Raw genomic sequence first — 17,640 nt, forward strand, 5'->3', positions numbered from 1 at the left:
AATCATAAAATTTTTATTTTAGCAGTTCCTAAAATACCACTTTATGAAGATTTTTAAAATTTTGATTCTATTTTTCGTAGGAATCATCTTTTATGCATGTGATAAAGATGATGAGCAAACTCCTGAAGATTTGTTTTATGCAAATGCTTTAACTTCTGTGAAAATGGAGGATATCGCTGGCAATTGGGCTATGAGTACAGTTGAATATAATGGAGAAATTTCTATAATACAGCCGTCTAGACCAGAATGTGGAAGTGACTTTACTTCAATTACTTCGGATGGCAAATACAGAGAATATATCTATTCAGATTCATATAATTGCACAGCGAATGTAATAACTTCTTCTTGGAAATTAAATAATGGTATTCTTACAATTATAGATGCAAATGGAAAGTCTGATGAAATTGTTATTATTAAAGCTACAGATAATACACTTATATTCAAGATAAAAATGGATGTGAGCGCGAGTTTACAAGACCAGATTTTTAGTTTTACTGCTCACTCATATACTCCAGCTGAAGATAAAGATTTATATTCTGATACTTTTGAACAGAATACCAACGAAGAACACATAGAGCAAATTGAGTTCAATTGGCAAACTTATGTAGGTGTAAATGGATTTGAGCGATATGAAATTTATAGAAGCACTACCCTTTCAAAAAATAATGCTACTCTAATTAAAACTATTGATGACATTAAAACTAATTCTTTTATAGATTTAGATCCTCCTATTCAAGATAAGCTTTACTACTATTTTAAAATATATAATGAAAATGGTCTTTTAGGGGAAAGTGAATTACAAAAAGTTTTTACTGGGTCATTACATGTGAGAGAAATTTTTTTAAAGCAACCTACTGTAGTAAATCAGCAAGTAGAATTAGAGTGGGAAGAGTCACAATCCCCATATTTCTCAAATTACACTGTATTAGTTTATGGAGATAATCCTGATGCGCAGCCTATAAAATCTGAAGGAAACACCCAGATTTTAAAAAAAATATACGAAAAAGAAACCCTAAACTTCACGGATGAATTTTCATATATCAAGAATCCAGTATATATAGTTTATGTTGAGGATATTTTTGGAAATACCTCTATAGAATATGAGAACTTAGACTTAAGACAACAAGTCGATTTCGAAAGAGAAGGATTAATTGACCTCTACAATATTGAACAATTTACTCATGATCCAAAAGCACCTTACATATATTTAAATGGATTAGGTGAAAAGAACGGCACTGGTTATAATATTATTAAATATAATTATGAAACTAAAAAAGTTGTTGCTAAAAAAACTGGATTAAGACTATATTCCGGTATAGAAATGAAATTAATAAATTCTGATCAAGGAAATGAGTTATTTGTTAATCATAATGGCAATTTACATATATATGATGCTGACAATCTTAATTTATTACATGAAAATGGTGAATCAGGATATGAAATTACAACCTATAGTGATTTTGAATATATAGATAATGGAATTTATCTTTTTGTCAATAAAACACATCTTATAAGCTATCGAAGAGATTCAGAGGGATTCTCTATGATTGATAGTAAACCACATTTTGATAGAATTTTAAGTACAAATGCTTATCACTTAATTCCTACATCAACTAATAACCTCCTTCTTGGACATAAAGAAATTAATTATAGTCTAAACATAGAGATAGATGATCAAGGCCTAATCGATATTACCGGTCAGACAGCTATAAGCATTCAATCTCAATGGAAAACACGTACTTTATATGAACCTGCTACTGATGAACTTTTTAACTTAGATACAGGAGATATATTCCTAGTAAATCAAACTCAATTAGTAACGACTAATTCTGCTCCAGAATACTTTTTAGGATGGGGCAAAAATGCAACCGAACTTTACGCTGCTAATCATGATGATATCTCTACTAATTATGAAAATTTCAATAAGCAATTAATTGTTATTAAACGCCGTAATCAATACCAGTATGATACATATCCAACGCTGGGGTATCCTATGGCCACATTTAATGATTACAAAGGCAAACTAATAATTATTTCTAGTTACTTTAAAAGAGAAGAGTTAGATAGTTACACTAGCTGTAGAGCCAATTTTTTTATCGAACCTAATGTATCGCTATAATATTAAATTAAGTATTATTTCGTATTTTCGTACTTAGATTCTACGACAACAACTATGGAGCAAATTAATATTATTCTAGCAGACGATCATGTTCTAGTTAGAGATGGGATAAAATCTTTATTGGAAGATGATAAATCAATAAATGTAATCGATGAAGCTTCGAATGGTAAAGAAGCTTTAGAAATCATTGCTAAAAATAAGCCTGATCTGTTAGTTGTAGATATTAGAATGCCCGAAATGAATGGGATTGAAGTTGTTCAGCAGTTAAAAAAAACAACTCCAGAAGTAAAAGCATTAGTACTCTCCATGCATGATTCTGAAGAATACGTAGTTAAATCGATTCAAGCTGGAGCAGATGGATACTTATTAAAAGGTGCCAGTAAAGAAGAATTTATAAAGGCGTTACATACCGTTGCAGAAGGTGGAAAATATTTTACTGGAGATGTTTCTTCTATCATCATTAATAATTTTGTTGATGGAAAGCCTAAGTTGTCCACTAACACAGCGACTACTGAAAATGACTTTAATCTTACCAAAAGAGAAAAGCAAATACTTACTCATGTATTAAAAGGACTAAGTAATAAAGAAATTGCGGAAGAACTTAAAATTAGTAAAAGAACTGCTGAAGTACATCGATTTAATCTAATGAAAAAATTAGATGTAAAGAATCAAATGGAACTTGCGAATAAAGCTAATACTTATAATCTCCTTTAACTTAAACGCTAAAAACTACGTATTTAAACAATTAACTCTCTAGCTAGTTTCCACTATTTTCATATTTTATTCTACTGAATTACAAATATTTCAATTTTAATTGTCAAAATTTTCAATTTGACAATTCTACTTAATTACTTAATTTATATTTTAATTATTACGTATTAATACTTAATTTTATAAATGTAAATTTAAGTATTATGAAAACAACAGTTACAACTAAAGCGACCAAGTTAAATTTAACAGATCTAAGAAGTATTCCAATAAGAACATTTTGGATGTCTTCCATTGCCTTTTTCATGTGTTTCTTCGCATGGTTTGGTATTGTGCCCTTCATGCCCGATGTGGTAAGAGAACTAGGATTATCTCCTGATCAAAAATGGAATGCCGTTATTCTAGCTGTAACAGGAACTGTATTTGCACGATTGCTAATCGGAAAATTATGTGATAAATATGGTCCAAGATTATGTTACACATGGCTTTTAGTATTAGGGTCTATTCCTGTTATATTAAGCGGATTGGTACAAACACCATTTCAATTCTTATTATGTAGATTTTTTATTGGCTTTATAGGAGCTTCTTTTGTAATTACACAAGTACATACCTCTTTGATGTTCGCTTCAAATGTTGTGGGAACAGCAAATGCTACTTCTGCAGGATGGGGTAATCTTGGTGGTGGTGCAAACCGACTAGGAATGCCACTTATTGCTGCGGCTGTTATTGGTTTTGGTGTTGCAGAAACTGAGGCGTGGCGCTATGCAATGGTTATAGCTGGTACTGTCTGCTTCTTAATGGGAATTGCATATTATTTCTTTACTCAAGATACTCCAGAAGGTAACATAAAGGAACTTAGAGAAAAAGGTAAAAAAATACCTAAAGGGAAAAGAGATGAAGTTGGTTTTCTTGAAGCTATTAAAGATTATAGAGTTTGGATTTTATTTATCGTTTATGCTTCGTGTTTCGGAATTGAACTTACAGTATATGGAACGATGGACGACTATTTACAAAACACATTTCAGCTAGAAAGAATTACAGCAGGTAATATTGTTTTATCATTTGCTCTAATGAATATTTTTGCTCGTACTCTTGGCGGGTTTTTCGGGGATAAGTTTGGAAAAAGTAAAGGCCTCCGAGGACGCGTTCTATTTCTAGTAGCCATCCTTACGGTAGAAGGATTGATGCTTACTATATTTTCTACAATGACAAGCTTAATTGCTGGAATTATATTCTTAATAGCTTTTAGTTTATCTGTTCAAATGGCGGAAGGCGCAACATTTTCTGTAGTACCATTTATCAATAAAAAAGCTATTGGATCTATTTCTGGAATTGTAGGTGCAGGTGGAAATGTAGGAGCTTTTCTTGCTGCTATTTTATTAAAGTCAAAATCTGCAGTAGCAGAAAAAATTGCCATTGCAGATCATCAAGGAATGGGTGAAGCCGCCATAAAAGCTGCCCAATCAGAAGCTGCTGCTTCAGCGGTTTCTAGTGGTTACTTAATGATAGGTATGTTGGTAGTAGTAACAGGATTATGTGCCTTAGCGATAAGATTCTCAGCTCAAGATGAAAAAATAGCTCAAAGAGAATTAAAGCAGGCTTCTGGAGAATTGGCTACTGCAAATGGATAATATCTATACCCATAAATTAAGAATATAAGAATCTAGATACTATATAATTATAACATCCGTAATAATGAAGTCCCTCTGTTTTATTTGAGGAAAAATTATCGGAAATTGAAATAGGTCGATCATATAAAATCGAGCAATTACTACTAACGAGTAGCAAAACAAAAGTAAAATGCTGAAAGAAGAAGTAAAAACTACCTGTTCCTATTGTGGCGTTGGCTGTGGCATAATAATAAAAAAAGATGCTCAAAACAAAGTTCATGTGGAAGGAGATAAAGATCATCCAGTGAATAAGGGCATGCTATGCTCAAAAGGGATGAACCTTCACTATGTAGCCAACGATACTTCTGATAGGATTTTATATCCAGAAATGCGATGGAGTAAATCACATCCTAGAGAGCGTGTTTCTTGGGATGATGCCATGGAAAGGGCTGCTTCTGTTTTTAGATCAATTATAAAAAAACATGGTCCCGATAGTGTAGGTTTCTATGTTTCTGGGCAGTGTTTAACCGAAGAATACTATACTGCCAATAAACTTACAAAAGGGTTTCTAGGTACCAATAATATCGACACCAACTCTAGATTATGCATGAGTTCTGCAGTTGTTGGTTATAAAAAAACTTTTGGAGAAGACTCCGTTCCAATTGGTTATGAAGACATCGAATTGGCTGACTGCTTTCTAATTTCTGGAGCGAACCCAGCTTGGTGTCACCCGATTCTTTTTCGAAGACTTGAAAAGCATAAAGAAGAGAATCCAAACATAAAAGTAATTGTAATCGATCCTAGAAAAACTGATTCTGCTAAATTTGCTGATTTACACTTACAACTTATTCCTGGAACCGATGTTGTTCTTCATAATGCCATTGGGAGGCGTCTGTTAGAACGTGGATTGATCGATTATAATTTTATAAAAAACCACACGGAAGATTTTCAGAAGTATAAAGAACAAATTCTAGGAATTTCTATAAAAAAAGCGGCTAAAATCTGCGGTGTTCCCGAGAATGACATAAAAAAAGCTGCCGATATGATTGGCCTTGCTAAAGGTTTTATAAGTATGTGGGCTATGGGGCTTAATCAAAGTGTAGTTGGTACTGATAAGAACTTTTCACTCCTAAATTTATCACTAATTACTGGTCAGATTGGAAAACCTGGAGCTGGACCTTTCTCCTTAACAGGGCAACCAAACGCCATGGGAGGCCGCGAAGTTGGTGGAATGGCAAATTTATTAGCAGTTCATAAAAACCTATTCAATGAAGAACACCGAAAAGAAGTTGCTCAATTCTGGGGTGTAAATAGTATCTCAGGAAAACCTGGATATACAGCCACAGAAATGTTCGATGCCCTGGAGAAAGGAAAACTAAAAGCGGTGTGGATTGTTTGTACAAATCCATTGGTAAGTATGCCAAATGTTAGAAGAGTCGAAAAAGCATTAAAAAATGCAAAATTTGTTGTCGTTCAGGATATCTCTCATAAATCTGATACCACAAAAATGGCGGATTTACTTTTACCAGCTGCCGGGTGGTTGGAAAAAGAAGGAACTATGACGAACTCTGAGCGTAGAATTTCTTACCTTCCAAAAGTTATCAATGCTCCTGGAGAAGCTAGGCCTGATGTTGAAATATTATGCGATTTCGCTAATAAAATGGGGTTTAGAGGCTTTAATTACAATGCTACAGAGGAAATCTATAAAGAGTATTGTGCGATGACCAAAGGCACAAATATTGACATTTCTTTTCTGAATTACGACCGACTTAAAAATGAAGGCACCATGCAATGGCCAGTGCCAGCTTATAGACATAAAGGAACAACACGCCTTTTTGAAGATAAGAAGTTCTATACTCCTTCACAGAAAGCAATTTTTAATGTTCCTTATAGTACAGAAAATGCTTCCATTCAACCTTGTAGCGAATACCCTCTAATTTTGACCACTGGAAGGGTTCGTGATCAATGGCATACAATGACAAAAACAGGGAAGGTATCTCGTTTACATACGCACTACCCTACTCCCGTTTTAGAAATAAATCCTATTGATGCTTATCTATACGGAATTAAAAACGGAGACGTTTCAGAAATAAAAAGTAAAAACGGAGTGGTAAGATTGCGGGCAAAAGTAACAGATAGCGTTCGTGAAGGGGTAATATTTATACCCATGCATTGGGGTAAAGTATTAAAAAGTGACCTCAACAGAGCTAATAATCTAACCAATACTATTGTAGATCCGCAGTCTAAAGAACCTGACTTTAAGTTTACAGCCGTTGCAGTATCTAAATATAAAAAGCAAAGAGAAAAAATAATAGTTGTAGGAGCTGGAGCTGCTGCTTTTAGGTTTATTCAAAATTATAGAGAGCATACTATTCATGATGAAATACATGCGTTTTCTGAAGAACCTCATCCATTTTATAATAGAGTTTTATTACCAGAATATATCACAGAAGAACTTTCTTGGGAGCAACTTCAGAAATTAAAAGAAAATGAGCTTTCAAAGCTTAAAATAACGCTGCATGGTAGTACTTCTATTGTTTCTATTGATAAAGAAAATAAACATATTAAGGATAGCTACGGAAATATACATCAATACGATCGACTAGTTCTAGCAACTGGAAGTCGTGCTTTTGTTCCTAATGATGTTCAATTGGAGCTTCCTGGAAGATTTACCATGAGAAGTAAAAGTGATGCCGACAATTTTAAAAGTCACTTAGAAAATACAAACCTTCCTACTGAAGAGCGACACGTTGTAATTGTTGGTGGCGGACTTCTCGGTTTAGAGCTCGCAGCAGCATTAAAACACCAAGGTGTAAAAATTACAATCGTTCAACGTTCTTCTCGTTTAATGGAACGTCAGTTGGACAAAACATCAAGTAAATTACTAGCCTTAGATGTCCAAGAAAGAGGGGTCCAAATATATTTTGATAATGAGGTAAGTACCGTTTTTGACGATGATGAAAATGGGGATCTATCAATCACTCTAAAAAGCGGGAAAAACTTTAATGCACACGCTATTGTCTACGCTATTGGTACACGTCCAAATATTGAGATTGCAAAACATGCAGGTATTGACTGCGGTCGCGGAATTAAAATCAATCAGCATTTACAAAGCTCGGATCCATCAATCTATGCAATTGGAGAGATTGCACAATTTAACAACGAACTTTTTGGTATTACTTCTGCTGCGGAAGAGCAAGCTAATATTCTAGCAAATTTTATTGCTGGAGATATTAGTAGCGGATACAAAGGCTCCGTACTGATGAATATTTTAAAGTTTAATGACCTCAACCTTTGTAGTATTGGAGATATAAATGTTCCGGAAAACGATACTAGCTATGAAGAAATTATTTTTATGGATGCCACAAAAAGGTATTATAAAAAATGTATTGTAAAAGACGATTTATTAGTGGGTGCTATTCTAATGGGAGATAAAAATGAGTTTGCTGAATTCAAGGAAATGATTGAAAGCAAAATGGAACTCTCCGATAAAAGAAATACCTTACTCCGTGGTGCTACAAATACAAAGCCTGTAATGGGGAATCTCGTATGTTCATGTAGTCAAGTGGGAGTTGGAAATATTGAAGAAGTAATCCGTAATGGATGTTCTGATTTTACTGAATTATGCAAACAAACAGGAGCTGGTCTCGGCTGCGGAAGTTGTAAAACGGAAGTAAGGGAATTATTAAAAAATAGTAGTGTTTTAGCTTAAAAACGATCCAAATGAATAAAGAACTGAACAGATTAATCATAAAAGGCGGTGTTTTATCTCCTGGAGAATTAAAATCGATTGCTGAAGCTGCTGAAAATTCAGGCTTAAAAACTATTTCATTTGGCTCCCGACAAGACATCCTTTTTTCAAAAGAAATAGCCAAAGAATCCATAGCTAATTTTAACGATTTAGAATGGATTGCTCCGAATGAAAAGGGAACAGAAAATATTGTTTGCTCTTATGTTTCTGCTGATATTTTTCCTAAAAATTCGTGGCTTACAGGAGATCGCTATTTATATATTTTAGAGCAATTTAGACATCACCCTTTATTGAAAATAAATATTACAGACCCTAAACAACGCCTTGTCCCTCTTTTTACTGGGCATTTAAATTTTATGGCTTCTGCTCACGATGATTATTGGTATTTGTATGTACGACTCCCAAATTGGGAGGAAATAGTAATGTACCCCGCTCTGATTTACAGTTGGGATATTGCAAAAGTATCGCTCGCCATTGAAGAGTTACTTCAAGAAGAACCCGAAACTATTAATATGGTGTTCGAGCTTGTAAATGATGCAATCGATACCAATAACAGAACTGTTGACACGCCTTTAGATGTTCCTTTCTACCCTTTTCCATATTATGAAGGAATGAATAGAATGGGGTCGGATAAATACTGGTTAGGCTTGTATTGGAGGAATAATAAATACGACTTGGATTTTCTAAAAGCTATGTGCGATTTATGTGCAGAATGTAAAATTGGAAAAATATGTATTACTCCTTGGAAATCTTTTATCATAAAAGGGATTCAAACAGAGTTTAAGCTTAAATGGGAGAAGTTCTTAGGAAAGCGCGGTATTAATGTTCGCCACTCAATGTTGGAGCTTAACTGGCATCTTCCTGTAAATAATAAAGATGCTTTAAAGCTAAAAAAATACTTGGTTTCTAATTTTGATCAAAATGATATTAGTACCTACGGACTTACATTTGGAATTACAGACTATACGAAAAAGGCATACTATTTTACCTCTATTGTAATTGAAAAAAATAGACAGCCAGAAGCATTGGGTGATTTTAAAATTCGAGACACTTACAATTTACTTTATGCAAAAAATTTTGATCCTAATACCATAGAATACATAACACATGTTCAAGATGTAGATAAAGTAGAGCTCCCAGGTTTACTTATGGAACTTAGTAAAATGTATTTTGATACTTTAGGTGAAGAAAAAGAAACTCCTAAAAAGGAAATAGAAATTAAAAAAGAGATAGAAACGGAAGTATACCAATGCAGCGAATGCCTCACCATTTACGATCCTATCTATGGAGATTTAACACAAGATATTCCTGCAAATACAGCTTTTGAACAACTCCCAAATGAATACTGCTGCTCTTTATGTGAAGCACCAAAAGCAGCCATGAAAAGGCTAAATATGATTAAAGAACTGAGTTGATTTTAGGCTTTAGGCTTTAGGCTTTAGGCAAATTTTGAATTTTGAGTTTTGAGTTTTGAGTTCCGATTTAGAATAAAAATTACTTCTTGAACACTAAAACTTAACTACCACCCCCCTTCGACAAGCTCAGGGTGACAACACTAGTCTATTTTAAACTATTAAATAAAGCTGTTTGCTGAGCACTCAATACTTTACTATCAAAATACCCACGACAAGCCCAGGGTGACAATAGTGGTCTATTTTAAACTCTTAAACAAAGTAATTTACTGAGCACTCAATACTTTACTATCAAAATACTCACGACAGGCTCAGGGTGACAATAGTGGTCTATTTTAAACTCTTAAAGAAAGTAATTTACTGAGCACTCAATACTTTACTATCAAAATACCCACGACAAGCCCAGGGTGACAACAGTAGTCTATTTTAAACTATTAAATAAAGTAGTTTGCTGAGTACTCAATACTTTACTTTCAAATACCCTTCGAAAGATTGAGGTGATTAGGACACTGAAACAACTGCGGGCTAAAGACTAATCGTGTTGCTGTCCTCTTAATATTTTAAAAACATGAAGGACATGAGGAAATATAGCATCCATAGATTCGCTAGCTCCGTTTGTAGATCCCGGTAAGGCCAAAACCAAACAATTCCCAATTGTTCCCGCTACACTTCTTGAAAGCATTGCAAACGGCATTCTTTCTTGTCCGTAACTACGAATGGCTTCTTCTATCCCTGGAATTCTTCGCTCGATAATAGGCTCCAATGCTTCGGGAGTAACATCTCGGTATGAAAGTCCTGTACCTCCAGTATAAATCAATAAATTGTTAGTTTTAGATAGTTCTAAAGCTTTTTCAGCTATAATAACAGCTTCATCAGGAATAATTTCATAATTAGAAATCTCGATTGACGATTCCTTTAACTTCTCAATAATAGCTTTCCCTGCCCTATCTTCTTTCTTCCCATCAGAAATAGAATCAGAACAAACGATAACAGCGGCTTTCAAATTAGAAGGAAATATCCTTTTAAATCCTTTAAGCGCACTTTTACTCTTTACAATCCTTAAAGCACCAATGGCTATCCCAGCATCTTTAGTTTCGAAAGTATTTACTAGTGTAATGGCAGCAACAGAAGCACCTAACATTGCTTCCGAATCTAAATTAGTTTTATGAATTGCTTTTACACTAACTGTAAATGTAAGCTCTTCCCCCTCCAATTCATCCGTTATATCTATACTGTCCAATAAAGCAGGATACACATCTGGAATAATCGAAAAGGCATTTTTTACAGCCAACTGCGCTCCAGTTTTCACCAATGTAAAAACCTCTTTTGTATAAAGCGGTATCAATTCTTCATTCAGTGTAATTGTAATCGCTGCTATAGAAGTACAAGCTGTTTTTATTTCACGAGAAATATCATTCATATTTTGGGTATTGCTTATTTAAATAAAAAGAAGGTTTCTGCTCTTAACTGTTTACTTTCCACTGATGAGTCTCATCTTCAAAAATTTCTTTTCCAAAAATAGGCACCTCTTCTTTTATCATATTTACAATAGCCTCTGTAGCTTCGTAAACCTCTTTCCTTCTTTCAGAAGAGACAAAAACAAAAAGACAGATCTCTCCAGCATTTACTTTTCCTAAACTATGATAAATATGCATGCAAGTAAGGTTGAACTTCTCAAAAGCTTTCTCCCGAATTTCATATAATTTTTCATCAGCCATACTTTCGTAGGTAGTGTATTCAATTGCACTCACCTTATTACCATCAATCTCATCTGCACGTACTTGTCCTAAGAAAATATTATGTGCGCCAATAGAATGTTTCGATTGGTGTTTTGCTATAGAATCTGCTATAAATGATGGGGATATTGCTCCCTCCATAAATACATTTTTCTTCTTTTTCATCTTAAATCATTATAAAATTCATTCGAATCATAAAGTTACTGAAGAATCTCCAAATAACGAACTTCTTCTCCCTTTTCTATTTGTGTAGTTTTTTCAGAAATATATACAAGAGCATTGGCATTTACTAGACTTTGAAGCATTGCCGAATTCTGATTCTTAAAAATTTTTACTGAAGAACCTTTTACCTCAGCTCTTAAGAACAAACTCCTTTTTGTAGTATTTGTGATAGCGTCTTCTAAAGTTGCCGTTTTAAAAAGGGTATCAGTGATCTTCCCCATAGCTAATTGAAGTGCAGGAAGCACATACGCTTGATAATTTATAAAGCATGCTGCTGGATTCCCTGGAAGTCCAAACACCAAAGTATTATCTTTCTTTCCAAAATAAATAGGCTTTCCTGGCCGCTGATTTATTTTATAAAATTTTTCATCCACACCATTTATATGAAAAGCATTTCTCATTAAGTCATAATCGCCCACTGAAATCCCTCCAGAAGCGATAATAAAATCATATGCTTCCAAAACTTCCTTTACTATAGAAGTAGAAGCTGCTTGTGTATCTTCGACATTAAAACAATCTACAATCGTTACCCCTGCCTTTTTTAATAGCATTTGCAACATTATAGAGTTACTATCGTAAATTTTACCATCAGTTAACGGAGTACCTGCTTTCTCCAACTCATTACCCGTAACTAAAATAGCTACTCGTGGTTTTTGTGAGACTGTAACTTTATCAACACCTAGTCCACTAAAGAATCCAAGTGCAGCACTATTTAATAAAGTTCCCTTTTTTAAAGCTAAGTCTCCCTCTTTAATTAATTCTCCCGGAATTCTAATATTAGTTTTCTGTGATATTTTTTTTTGTAGTAAAATTTCATCACCAGACTCTTCCACGTGCTCCTTCATTATAACGATATCAGCATCTTTAGGAACTCGTGCTCCTGTAAAAATTCTAACTCCTTCGCCTTTCTTTAATACTATATCCTTGCTATCACCCGCTTGTATTTCACCAATAATCTTATAAGAATCACCATTATATTGACAAACTGCAAAACCATCCATTGCTGATTGACGAAAAAGTGGTAGATTTATACTTGAGTAAATATTCGATGATAAATAAGAGTCGGATGCTTTAGTAATATGAATATGATGAGTTCCTAAGGAAATAGAATTGTCTAGAATTGACGTAATTGCTTCTTTTACAGAAATCATTTCTTTATCTTTAAACTAAAACAAACATAATGATTATTTTTTTAATCATTACCATAAAAATTACGTATTTATGTATATTAATTAAGTATTTATACTTAGATTTAAATAAATTTAATATTATGAAGAAAATTATTACCACCTTACTTGTCTTTGTTTGTTTTACAAGCACTGTCTTTAGTCAAACTTTAGATGTTTCTGCAGACATACGTCCGCGTTTTGAGTATCGCCACGGTTTTAGTGCTCCATTTCCAGATGATGCAGATCCTGCAGCATTTGTAACGCAGCGTACCAGATTAAATATGAATTATAGTTCGGAACTATTAAATATTATGGTTAGCGTGCAAGATGTTAGTACTTGGGGAGATACGAGGCAGATTTTACCTATTGACGGAAACGATTCTTTTTCGTTATTCCAAGCATGGGCAGAATTAAATATTAATGAGAATTGGTCGACAAAAGTTGGTCGACAAACTATTATATACGATAATGAGCGTATTTTTGGTGGTCTTGATTGGGCTATGCAAGGACGTTTTCATGATGCTGCACTTATAAAGTATCGTAACGATAGCTTTATGGCGGATGCAGGTTTTGCTTTTAGCCAAACGAGTCAGGAAAACACGGGAACTGCTTATGACGTTCCTGGTTTCTTTACTTATAAAACGATGCAGTATTTATATGCAAAGAAATCATGGGAAAAAGCATCTGCTAGTTTCCTATTCTTAAATAATGGTTTCCAAAAGTTTGATACTAATGATGAAGCAGATGGAGTTTATTACACACAAACTGCTGGTACCTATGTTAAGTTCCCTATTTCAGTTTTAGATTTTGCAGGTAGTTTCTACTATCAGTTTGGAAAAGCATACCCTTTGGATGTTAACTTAAATGCATATGAACTTATGCTTGAAGGTAGTTACAAACCACAAAATACATTATTCGCTCTTGGATTTGAGATATTAAGTGGTTCTGATTCTGGTGATAGCAGTAGTAACTCTTTCTTCCCATTATATGGTACAAACCATGGATTTAATGGTTTTATGGATTATTTCTATGTTGGTAACTATGCAAATAACGCAGGTTTAAATGATATCTACGGTAAAGTAGTTTTTAAAACAGGTGAAAAATCAAGCTTATTAACAGCAGTACATTACTTTGGTGCAAATGGAGATCTTCCTAATGATGCTGATTCTTATTTAGGAACAGAAATCGACTTACAATACACTCATAAGCTAATGAAATTTGCTACTTTAAAAGTAGGATACTCACATATGTTTGCTTCAGATAGTATGAGTATTGTTAAAGGTGGTGTTACAAACGACAATACTAATAACTGGGCTTGGGCAATGTTAGTTATCAACCCTAAACTTTTCAGTCATAAAATAGCTAACTAATAAAACACAAAAATTAAAGGCATCCTATAAAGTATAATTATATCATCATACTTTATAGAATGCCTTTTTTAATACAGTAATACTAAACTAAATGTAAACCTTATTCATTTTTGCAAAAATTAGTATCAACTGTATTTAGATTAATACACAAAAAGGAATTGCTTTTACTTAATTCCTAATCGGTTATAAAATTCTTCTTTGTAACTATCTCCAATCGGAATTCTAATATCATCTATCACTACCTTATTCTTCTGAATTGTCTTTACAAAAGGTACATTAATAACAAAAGACCTATGAATTCGTACAAACTCTTTTTCTGGAAGTTTAGACAGCAGCTCTTTAAAACTCATAAGGGTCAAAATAGGCTTATTGGTCCCGTTTATATGAACTTTTAAGTAGTCTTTAAGACCTTGAATATACTTTATATCTTCAAGATCAACTTTTACATTTTCATAATCTGCCTTTATAAAAATATAGTCATTTTCTAGCTTCTGATCGCCAGTCGAGGAAAATACATTTGTAGTCATAGTAGAATTTTTATTAGCAATAATTTCTTTAGCTCTAGATACCGCTTTTATAAATCGATGATATGGAATTGGTTTTACAAGATAGTCTACTGCATTAAGCTCAAATCCTTCTACAGCATATTGAGAATAAGCAGTGGTAAAAATAAAAAGTGGCTTATTATCTAATGAATTTATAAAGTCTATTCCATTAATTTGAGGCATTTCGATATCAGAAAATATCAAATCTACATTTCGCTCCTTTATAGTTACAATAGCATCTAAAGCATTAGTAAACACTCCTACCACATCTATAAAGTCTAATTTGCCGCAATATTCTTTTATCAAGTCTATTGCTAATGGCTCATCGTCTATTATTATGCATCTCATCGCCTTGAATATTTAATATCGTTAAATTTATTGTATAGTACTTACCGTCATTCTGCATGTCTAATCGATGCGCTCCTGGATATAATAGTTTTAGTCTATTTTGAATATTCTCCAATCCAATCCCGGAGCTTTCAGGAGATTTCTTAACAATCCCTATCTTATTCCTTACAAACAAATGAATCTTATCTTCATCAATAGAAATATTAATTTTTATCCATGTATTACCTCTATAATCAGTACCGTATTTAAAAGCATTTTCTATAAAAGAGATAAATAATAGTGGTTTTATAGTCTTTTCCCTTTCATCACCATAAATATTAAAATAAACTTCTTCTGCATTAGGTAACCTTAATCGCTGAAGCTGTATGTAGCTCTTTATATAATCCAATTCTTTGTCTAAGGAAACAATCTCTTTATTGGCTTCATATATCATATAGCGCATCAATTCTGATAAACTTATGATAGCCTCAGAAGTATCTGGAGATTTCTTTATGGATAATGTATATACAGCATTTAAAGAATTGAATAAAAAATGAGGATTCAATTGTGTTTTTAAAAATTGGAGCTCAGAATTTACCTTCTCAGTTTCCGTTTTCTCACGAAGACGTTCGTTATTATTCCACTCAATATATACCCTAATAATTGTACCAACCACAAAATAAAAAGCAGCGCCAATAGCTGGACCTAAAAACATTTTAAAACGAAACCACTCATCTCTTGGGAAATTAAACCTTCGATCTATAGCTGGAGGCAATCCTCTCACTTCTTCTCTATTGAACATTATATCTGGAGGTAGCGTGCGTTCCATAATATAATTCACCACTAAAATTACTATCAGTGATACAAAGAGATAAGGGATTATCTTTTTCTTTAATAGAAGTTTAGGTACTAAAAAGTAATAATTGAGATAAAATAATGAGATATTTATAAAGAAACTTGGAGAGAAAATAGAGAAGAAATCTATACTACCCGTTCTACTATACGATTGGAAGAGTATTACTCCCGACCAACATAGCCAAACTAATACATGCAAGAGTACATCACTAAAAATTCCATTTGATTTATTTATGGAGTTTAAATCAGTCCTCATATTTTTCTATATTGATGTGTAAACTATCGATCTCTTCTTTATTAATTATCGGTTTCTGCTTCTTCATCAATTTCCCTTTTACCACTTCTGCAATTTTAGCTGCATCTTCTTTGGTGGCAAATGCTTTTCTAAAGCTAATTGCGGGAATATATTCCTGCTTTATTAGCACACGATTTTTATAGGATACTTCATAACCAAATCCTCCATCTACTTCTATAACTTCACTAGTAATTGGTTCCTTTTTATTACATGAGTAAAGCAAGGATAATAATACTAAACAACTGGTTATTAGCAGGTAGCTTTGTGTTTTATTTAACCTCATCCAAAAAAAATCTTAAAATTTAGAAATAGAAATATGTATAAACAGTTTAAGAGGTGCGTATCCAGCGCACCTCATATTTAAAACTCAACAAACAAGCAAGATTTTAGCCCTGCCTTAATCTTCATCATCGTATTCCATGGTTGGGAAAAACTCATCTATATCATCTAAATAAAGACTTCCTGTTCTACCTAACCCTACGAAACTTCTTATTCCATTTGAAAAAGCAATCGCATCTTGACGAGAAGACCCTTCAAAACTTGTTAGCTCTTCCCATAAATCATTTAAAGGATTGTATTGCCATGCACTTGCTACAGCTCCACTCTGTTGTCCAGTTACAATATATCCGTAACCATTCATCGTAAAGCCTACTGCATTACTTCTCATTACGGCATAGTCATCTTCTTCATCTAAGTCTAGTAATTTCGTCCAAGCATTCGTTTCTGGATCAAACTTCCAAAAATCATCTGTATAAACACCATTAGAGATTCCTGTTCCTAGGTAAGCAATTCCATCAATAACAAAAGTTGTAGCAGCTCTCTTTTTATTACCACCGTAGCCTTCTAATTCTGACCATGAGTCTGTTGCGGGATCATATTTCCAGAAGTCTTTACGATCGTTATCACCATCAAAACCAGTTCCGAAGTAACCAAATCCATTAATACTAAATGCTGTTGCACTACGTCTATTAGTTCCTGGGAAATCTGCAATTGCTTCCCAAGTATTCAATTCTGGATCATATTCATAGAAATCTCCTAATTCATCCAATCCATCATATCCAGATCCGATATATCCTTTTCCATCAATTTCAAACCCTACTCCTGCACTTCTTGCTACACCAGGGAAATCTGCTTTCTGAGACCAATAATTCCCATCCATATCGTAAGCCCAGAAATCATTTAAATAATCATCGCCATCATAACCAACGCCCATATAACCAATATTACCTATTGTAAAGGCAGACGACCCACTTCTTGGAGAGCCATCAAAAATAGAACGGTCGATCCAGTTTCCTAATTCGTCATCATCATCGTCAGACGAGCATGCAATAAATGTAGTACTTACAAATACTAATAATAGTAATGATCTTAAACTGTAATTACGTTTCATAGATTTAATTTTTGGGTAAAGCTAAGTCAGAGATAAAAACCTAAGAAATGGAATATATAAACCCCCCATTTTAATATACGAATAGGGTGTATTTATCTATAAGCACCTCCTATTCTATTCGTAGTAGAATT

At 33.5% G+C, this 17,640-nt stretch carries 13 protein-coding genes; 6 read left to right on the forward strand and 7 right to left on the reverse strand.

Annotation, left to right across the window (positions count from 1 at the left end):
- Positions 1–43 precede the first annotated feature (43 nt).
- From ACN0TY_RS12330 to ACN0TY_RS12350, 5 genes are all read left to right on the forward strand, one after another.
- Positions 44–2,119 (forward strand): lipocalin family protein, encoded by a 2,076-nt coding sequence (locus ACN0TY_RS12330; RefSeq protein ID WP_417444745.1) that lies wholly within the window; start codon positions 44–46, stop codon positions 2,117–2,119.
- 54 nt (positions 2,120–2,173) lie between these two features.
- The gene (locus ACN0TY_RS12335; RefSeq protein ID WP_236959263.1) at positions 2,174–2,833 is read left to right on the forward strand and encodes a response regulator transcription factor; all 660 of its coding nucleotides are present in this window, start codon (positions 2,174–2,176) and stop codon (positions 2,831–2,833) included.
- Positions 2,834–3,033: 200 nt separating this feature from the next.
- Positions 3,034–4,458 (forward strand): MFS transporter, encoded by a 1,425-nt coding sequence (locus ACN0TY_RS12340; RefSeq protein WP_236959262.1) that lies wholly within the window; start codon positions 3,034–3,036, stop codon positions 4,456–4,458.
- A 169-nt stretch (positions 4,459–4,627) separates the two neighbouring features.
- Positions 4,628–8,149 (forward strand): molybdopterin-dependent oxidoreductase, encoded by a 3,522-nt coding sequence (locus ACN0TY_RS12345; RefSeq protein ID WP_417444746.1) that lies wholly within the window; start codon positions 4,628–4,630, stop codon positions 8,147–8,149.
- Positions 8,150–8,160: 11 nt separating this feature from the next.
- Entirely contained in the window at positions 8,161–9,603 is a 1,443-nt protein-coding gene (locus tag ACN0TY_RS12350) for a rubredoxin (protein WP_417444747.1), read from the forward strand.
- Between the two features lie 529 nt (positions 9,604–10,132).
- Here ACN0TY_RS12350 and ACN0TY_RS12355 read toward each other — a convergent pair.
- From ACN0TY_RS12355 to ACN0TY_RS12365, 3 genes are read right to left on the reverse strand one after another with little or no spacing between them, the layout of a single operon-like run.
- Complete coding sequence (locus ACN0TY_RS12355; RefSeq protein ID WP_417444748.1) at positions 10,133–11,020, reverse strand: molybdenum cofactor synthesis domain-containing protein; 888 nt, start codon at positions 11,018–11,020, stop codon at positions 10,133–10,135.
- Between the two features lie 43 nt (positions 11,021–11,063).
- Positions 11,064–11,501, reverse strand: coding sequence for a molybdenum cofactor biosynthesis protein MoaE (locus ACN0TY_RS12360; RefSeq protein ID WP_236959258.1), 438 nt, complete (start codon positions 11,499–11,501; stop codon positions 11,064–11,066).
- Between the two features lie 35 nt (positions 11,502–11,536).
- Positions 11,537–12,709, reverse strand: a complete 1,173-nt coding sequence (locus ACN0TY_RS12365; protein ID WP_417444749.1) for a molybdopterin molybdotransferase MoeA — start codon at positions 12,707–12,709, stop codon at positions 11,537–11,539.
- A gap of 119 nt (positions 12,710–12,828) precedes the next feature.
- Here ACN0TY_RS12365 and ACN0TY_RS12370 point away from each other — a divergent pair, with 119 nt between their 5' ends.
- Positions 12,829–14,097 (forward strand): alginate export family protein, encoded by a 1,269-nt coding sequence (locus tag ACN0TY_RS12370; protein ID WP_417444750.1) that lies wholly within the window; start codon positions 12,829–12,831, stop codon positions 14,095–14,097.
- A 164-nt stretch (positions 14,098–14,261) separates the two neighbouring features.
- On the opposite strand, the gene ACN0TY_RS12375 is transcribed toward ACN0TY_RS12370, so the two are convergent.
- The 4 genes from ACN0TY_RS12375 to ACN0TY_RS12390 all read right to left on the reverse strand — a co-directional run bounded on the left by ACN0TY_RS12375 (position 14,262) and on the right by ACN0TY_RS12390 (position 17,509).
- Entirely contained in the window at positions 14,262–14,990 is a 729-nt protein-coding gene (locus ACN0TY_RS12375; RefSeq protein ID WP_417444751.1) for a LytR/AlgR family response regulator transcription factor, read from the reverse strand.
- On the reverse strand, positions 14,965–16,080 hold the full coding sequence (locus tag ACN0TY_RS12380; protein ID WP_417444752.1) for a sensor histidine kinase: 1,116 nt from the start codon (positions 16,078–16,080) through the stop codon (positions 14,965–14,967). Before ACN0TY_RS12380 ends, ACN0TY_RS12375 begins: the two co-directional genes overlap by 26 nt.
- Positions 16,070–16,402, reverse strand: coding sequence for a DUF4907 domain-containing protein (locus tag ACN0TY_RS12385; protein WP_236959253.1), 333 nt, complete (start codon positions 16,400–16,402; stop codon positions 16,070–16,072). The genes ACN0TY_RS12380 and ACN0TY_RS12385 overlap by 11 nt, the downstream gene beginning before the upstream one ends.
- A gap of 114 nt (positions 16,403–16,516) precedes the next feature.
- Positions 16,517–17,509, reverse strand: a complete 993-nt coding sequence (locus tag ACN0TY_RS12390; RefSeq protein ID WP_417444753.1) for a Kelch repeat-containing protein — start codon at positions 17,507–17,509, stop codon at positions 16,517–16,519.
- Positions 17,510–17,640: the final 131 nt, after the last annotated feature.

The organism is Joostella sp. (assembly GCF_048266025.1).
GTDB lineage: Bacteria > Bacteroidota > Bacteroidia > Flavobacteriales > Flavobacteriaceae > Galbibacter > Galbibacter atrarenae.

Bases quoted from the DNA above. Each gene is read 5' to 3' on its own strand.
- ACN0TY_RS12390 (WP_417444753.1), bottom strand. From the start codon at position 17,509: ATGAAACGTAATTACAGTTTAAGATCATTACTATTATTAGTATTTGTA.
- ACN0TY_RS12380 (WP_417444752.1), bottom strand. From the start codon at position 16,080: ATGAGGACTGATTTAAACTCCATAAATAAATCAAATGGAATTTTTAGT.
- ACN0TY_RS12355 (WP_417444748.1), bottom strand. From the start codon at position 11,020: ATGAATGATATTTCTCGTGAAATAAAAACAGCTTGTACTTCTATAGCA.
- ACN0TY_RS12385 (WP_236959253.1), bottom strand. From the start codon at position 16,402: ATGAGGTTAAATAAAACACAAAGCTACCTGCTAATAACCAGTTGTTTA.
- ACN0TY_RS12330 (WP_417444745.1), top strand. From the start codon at position 44: ATGAAGATTTTTAAAATTTTGATTCTATTTTTCGTAGGAATCATCTTT.
- ACN0TY_RS12360 (WP_236959258.1), bottom strand. From the start codon at position 11,501: ATGAAAAAGAAGAAAAATGTATTTATGGAGGGAGCAATATCCCCATCA.
- ACN0TY_RS12345 (WP_417444746.1), top strand. From the start codon at position 4,628: ATGCTGAAAGAAGAAGTAAAAACTACCTGTTCCTATTGTGGCGTTGGC.
- ACN0TY_RS12350 (WP_417444747.1), top strand. From the start codon at position 8,161: ATGAATAAAGAACTGAACAGATTAATCATAAAAGGCGGTGTTTTATCT.
- ACN0TY_RS12340 (WP_236959262.1), top strand. From the start codon at position 3,034: ATGAAAACAACAGTTACAACTAAAGCGACCAAGTTAAATTTAACAGAT.
- ACN0TY_RS12375 (WP_417444751.1), bottom strand. From the start codon at position 14,990: ATGAGATGCATAATAATAGACGATGAGCCATTAGCAATAGACTTGATA.
- ACN0TY_RS12370 (WP_417444750.1), top strand. From the start codon at position 12,829: ATGAAGAAAATTATTACCACCTTACTTGTCTTTGTTTGTTTTACAAGC.
- ACN0TY_RS12365 (WP_417444749.1), bottom strand. From the start codon at position 12,709: ATGATTTCTGTAAAAGAAGCAATTACGTCAATTCTAGACAATTCTATT.
- ACN0TY_RS12335 (WP_236959263.1), top strand. From the start codon at position 2,174: ATGGAGCAAATTAATATTATTCTAGCAGACGATCATGTTCTAGTTAGA.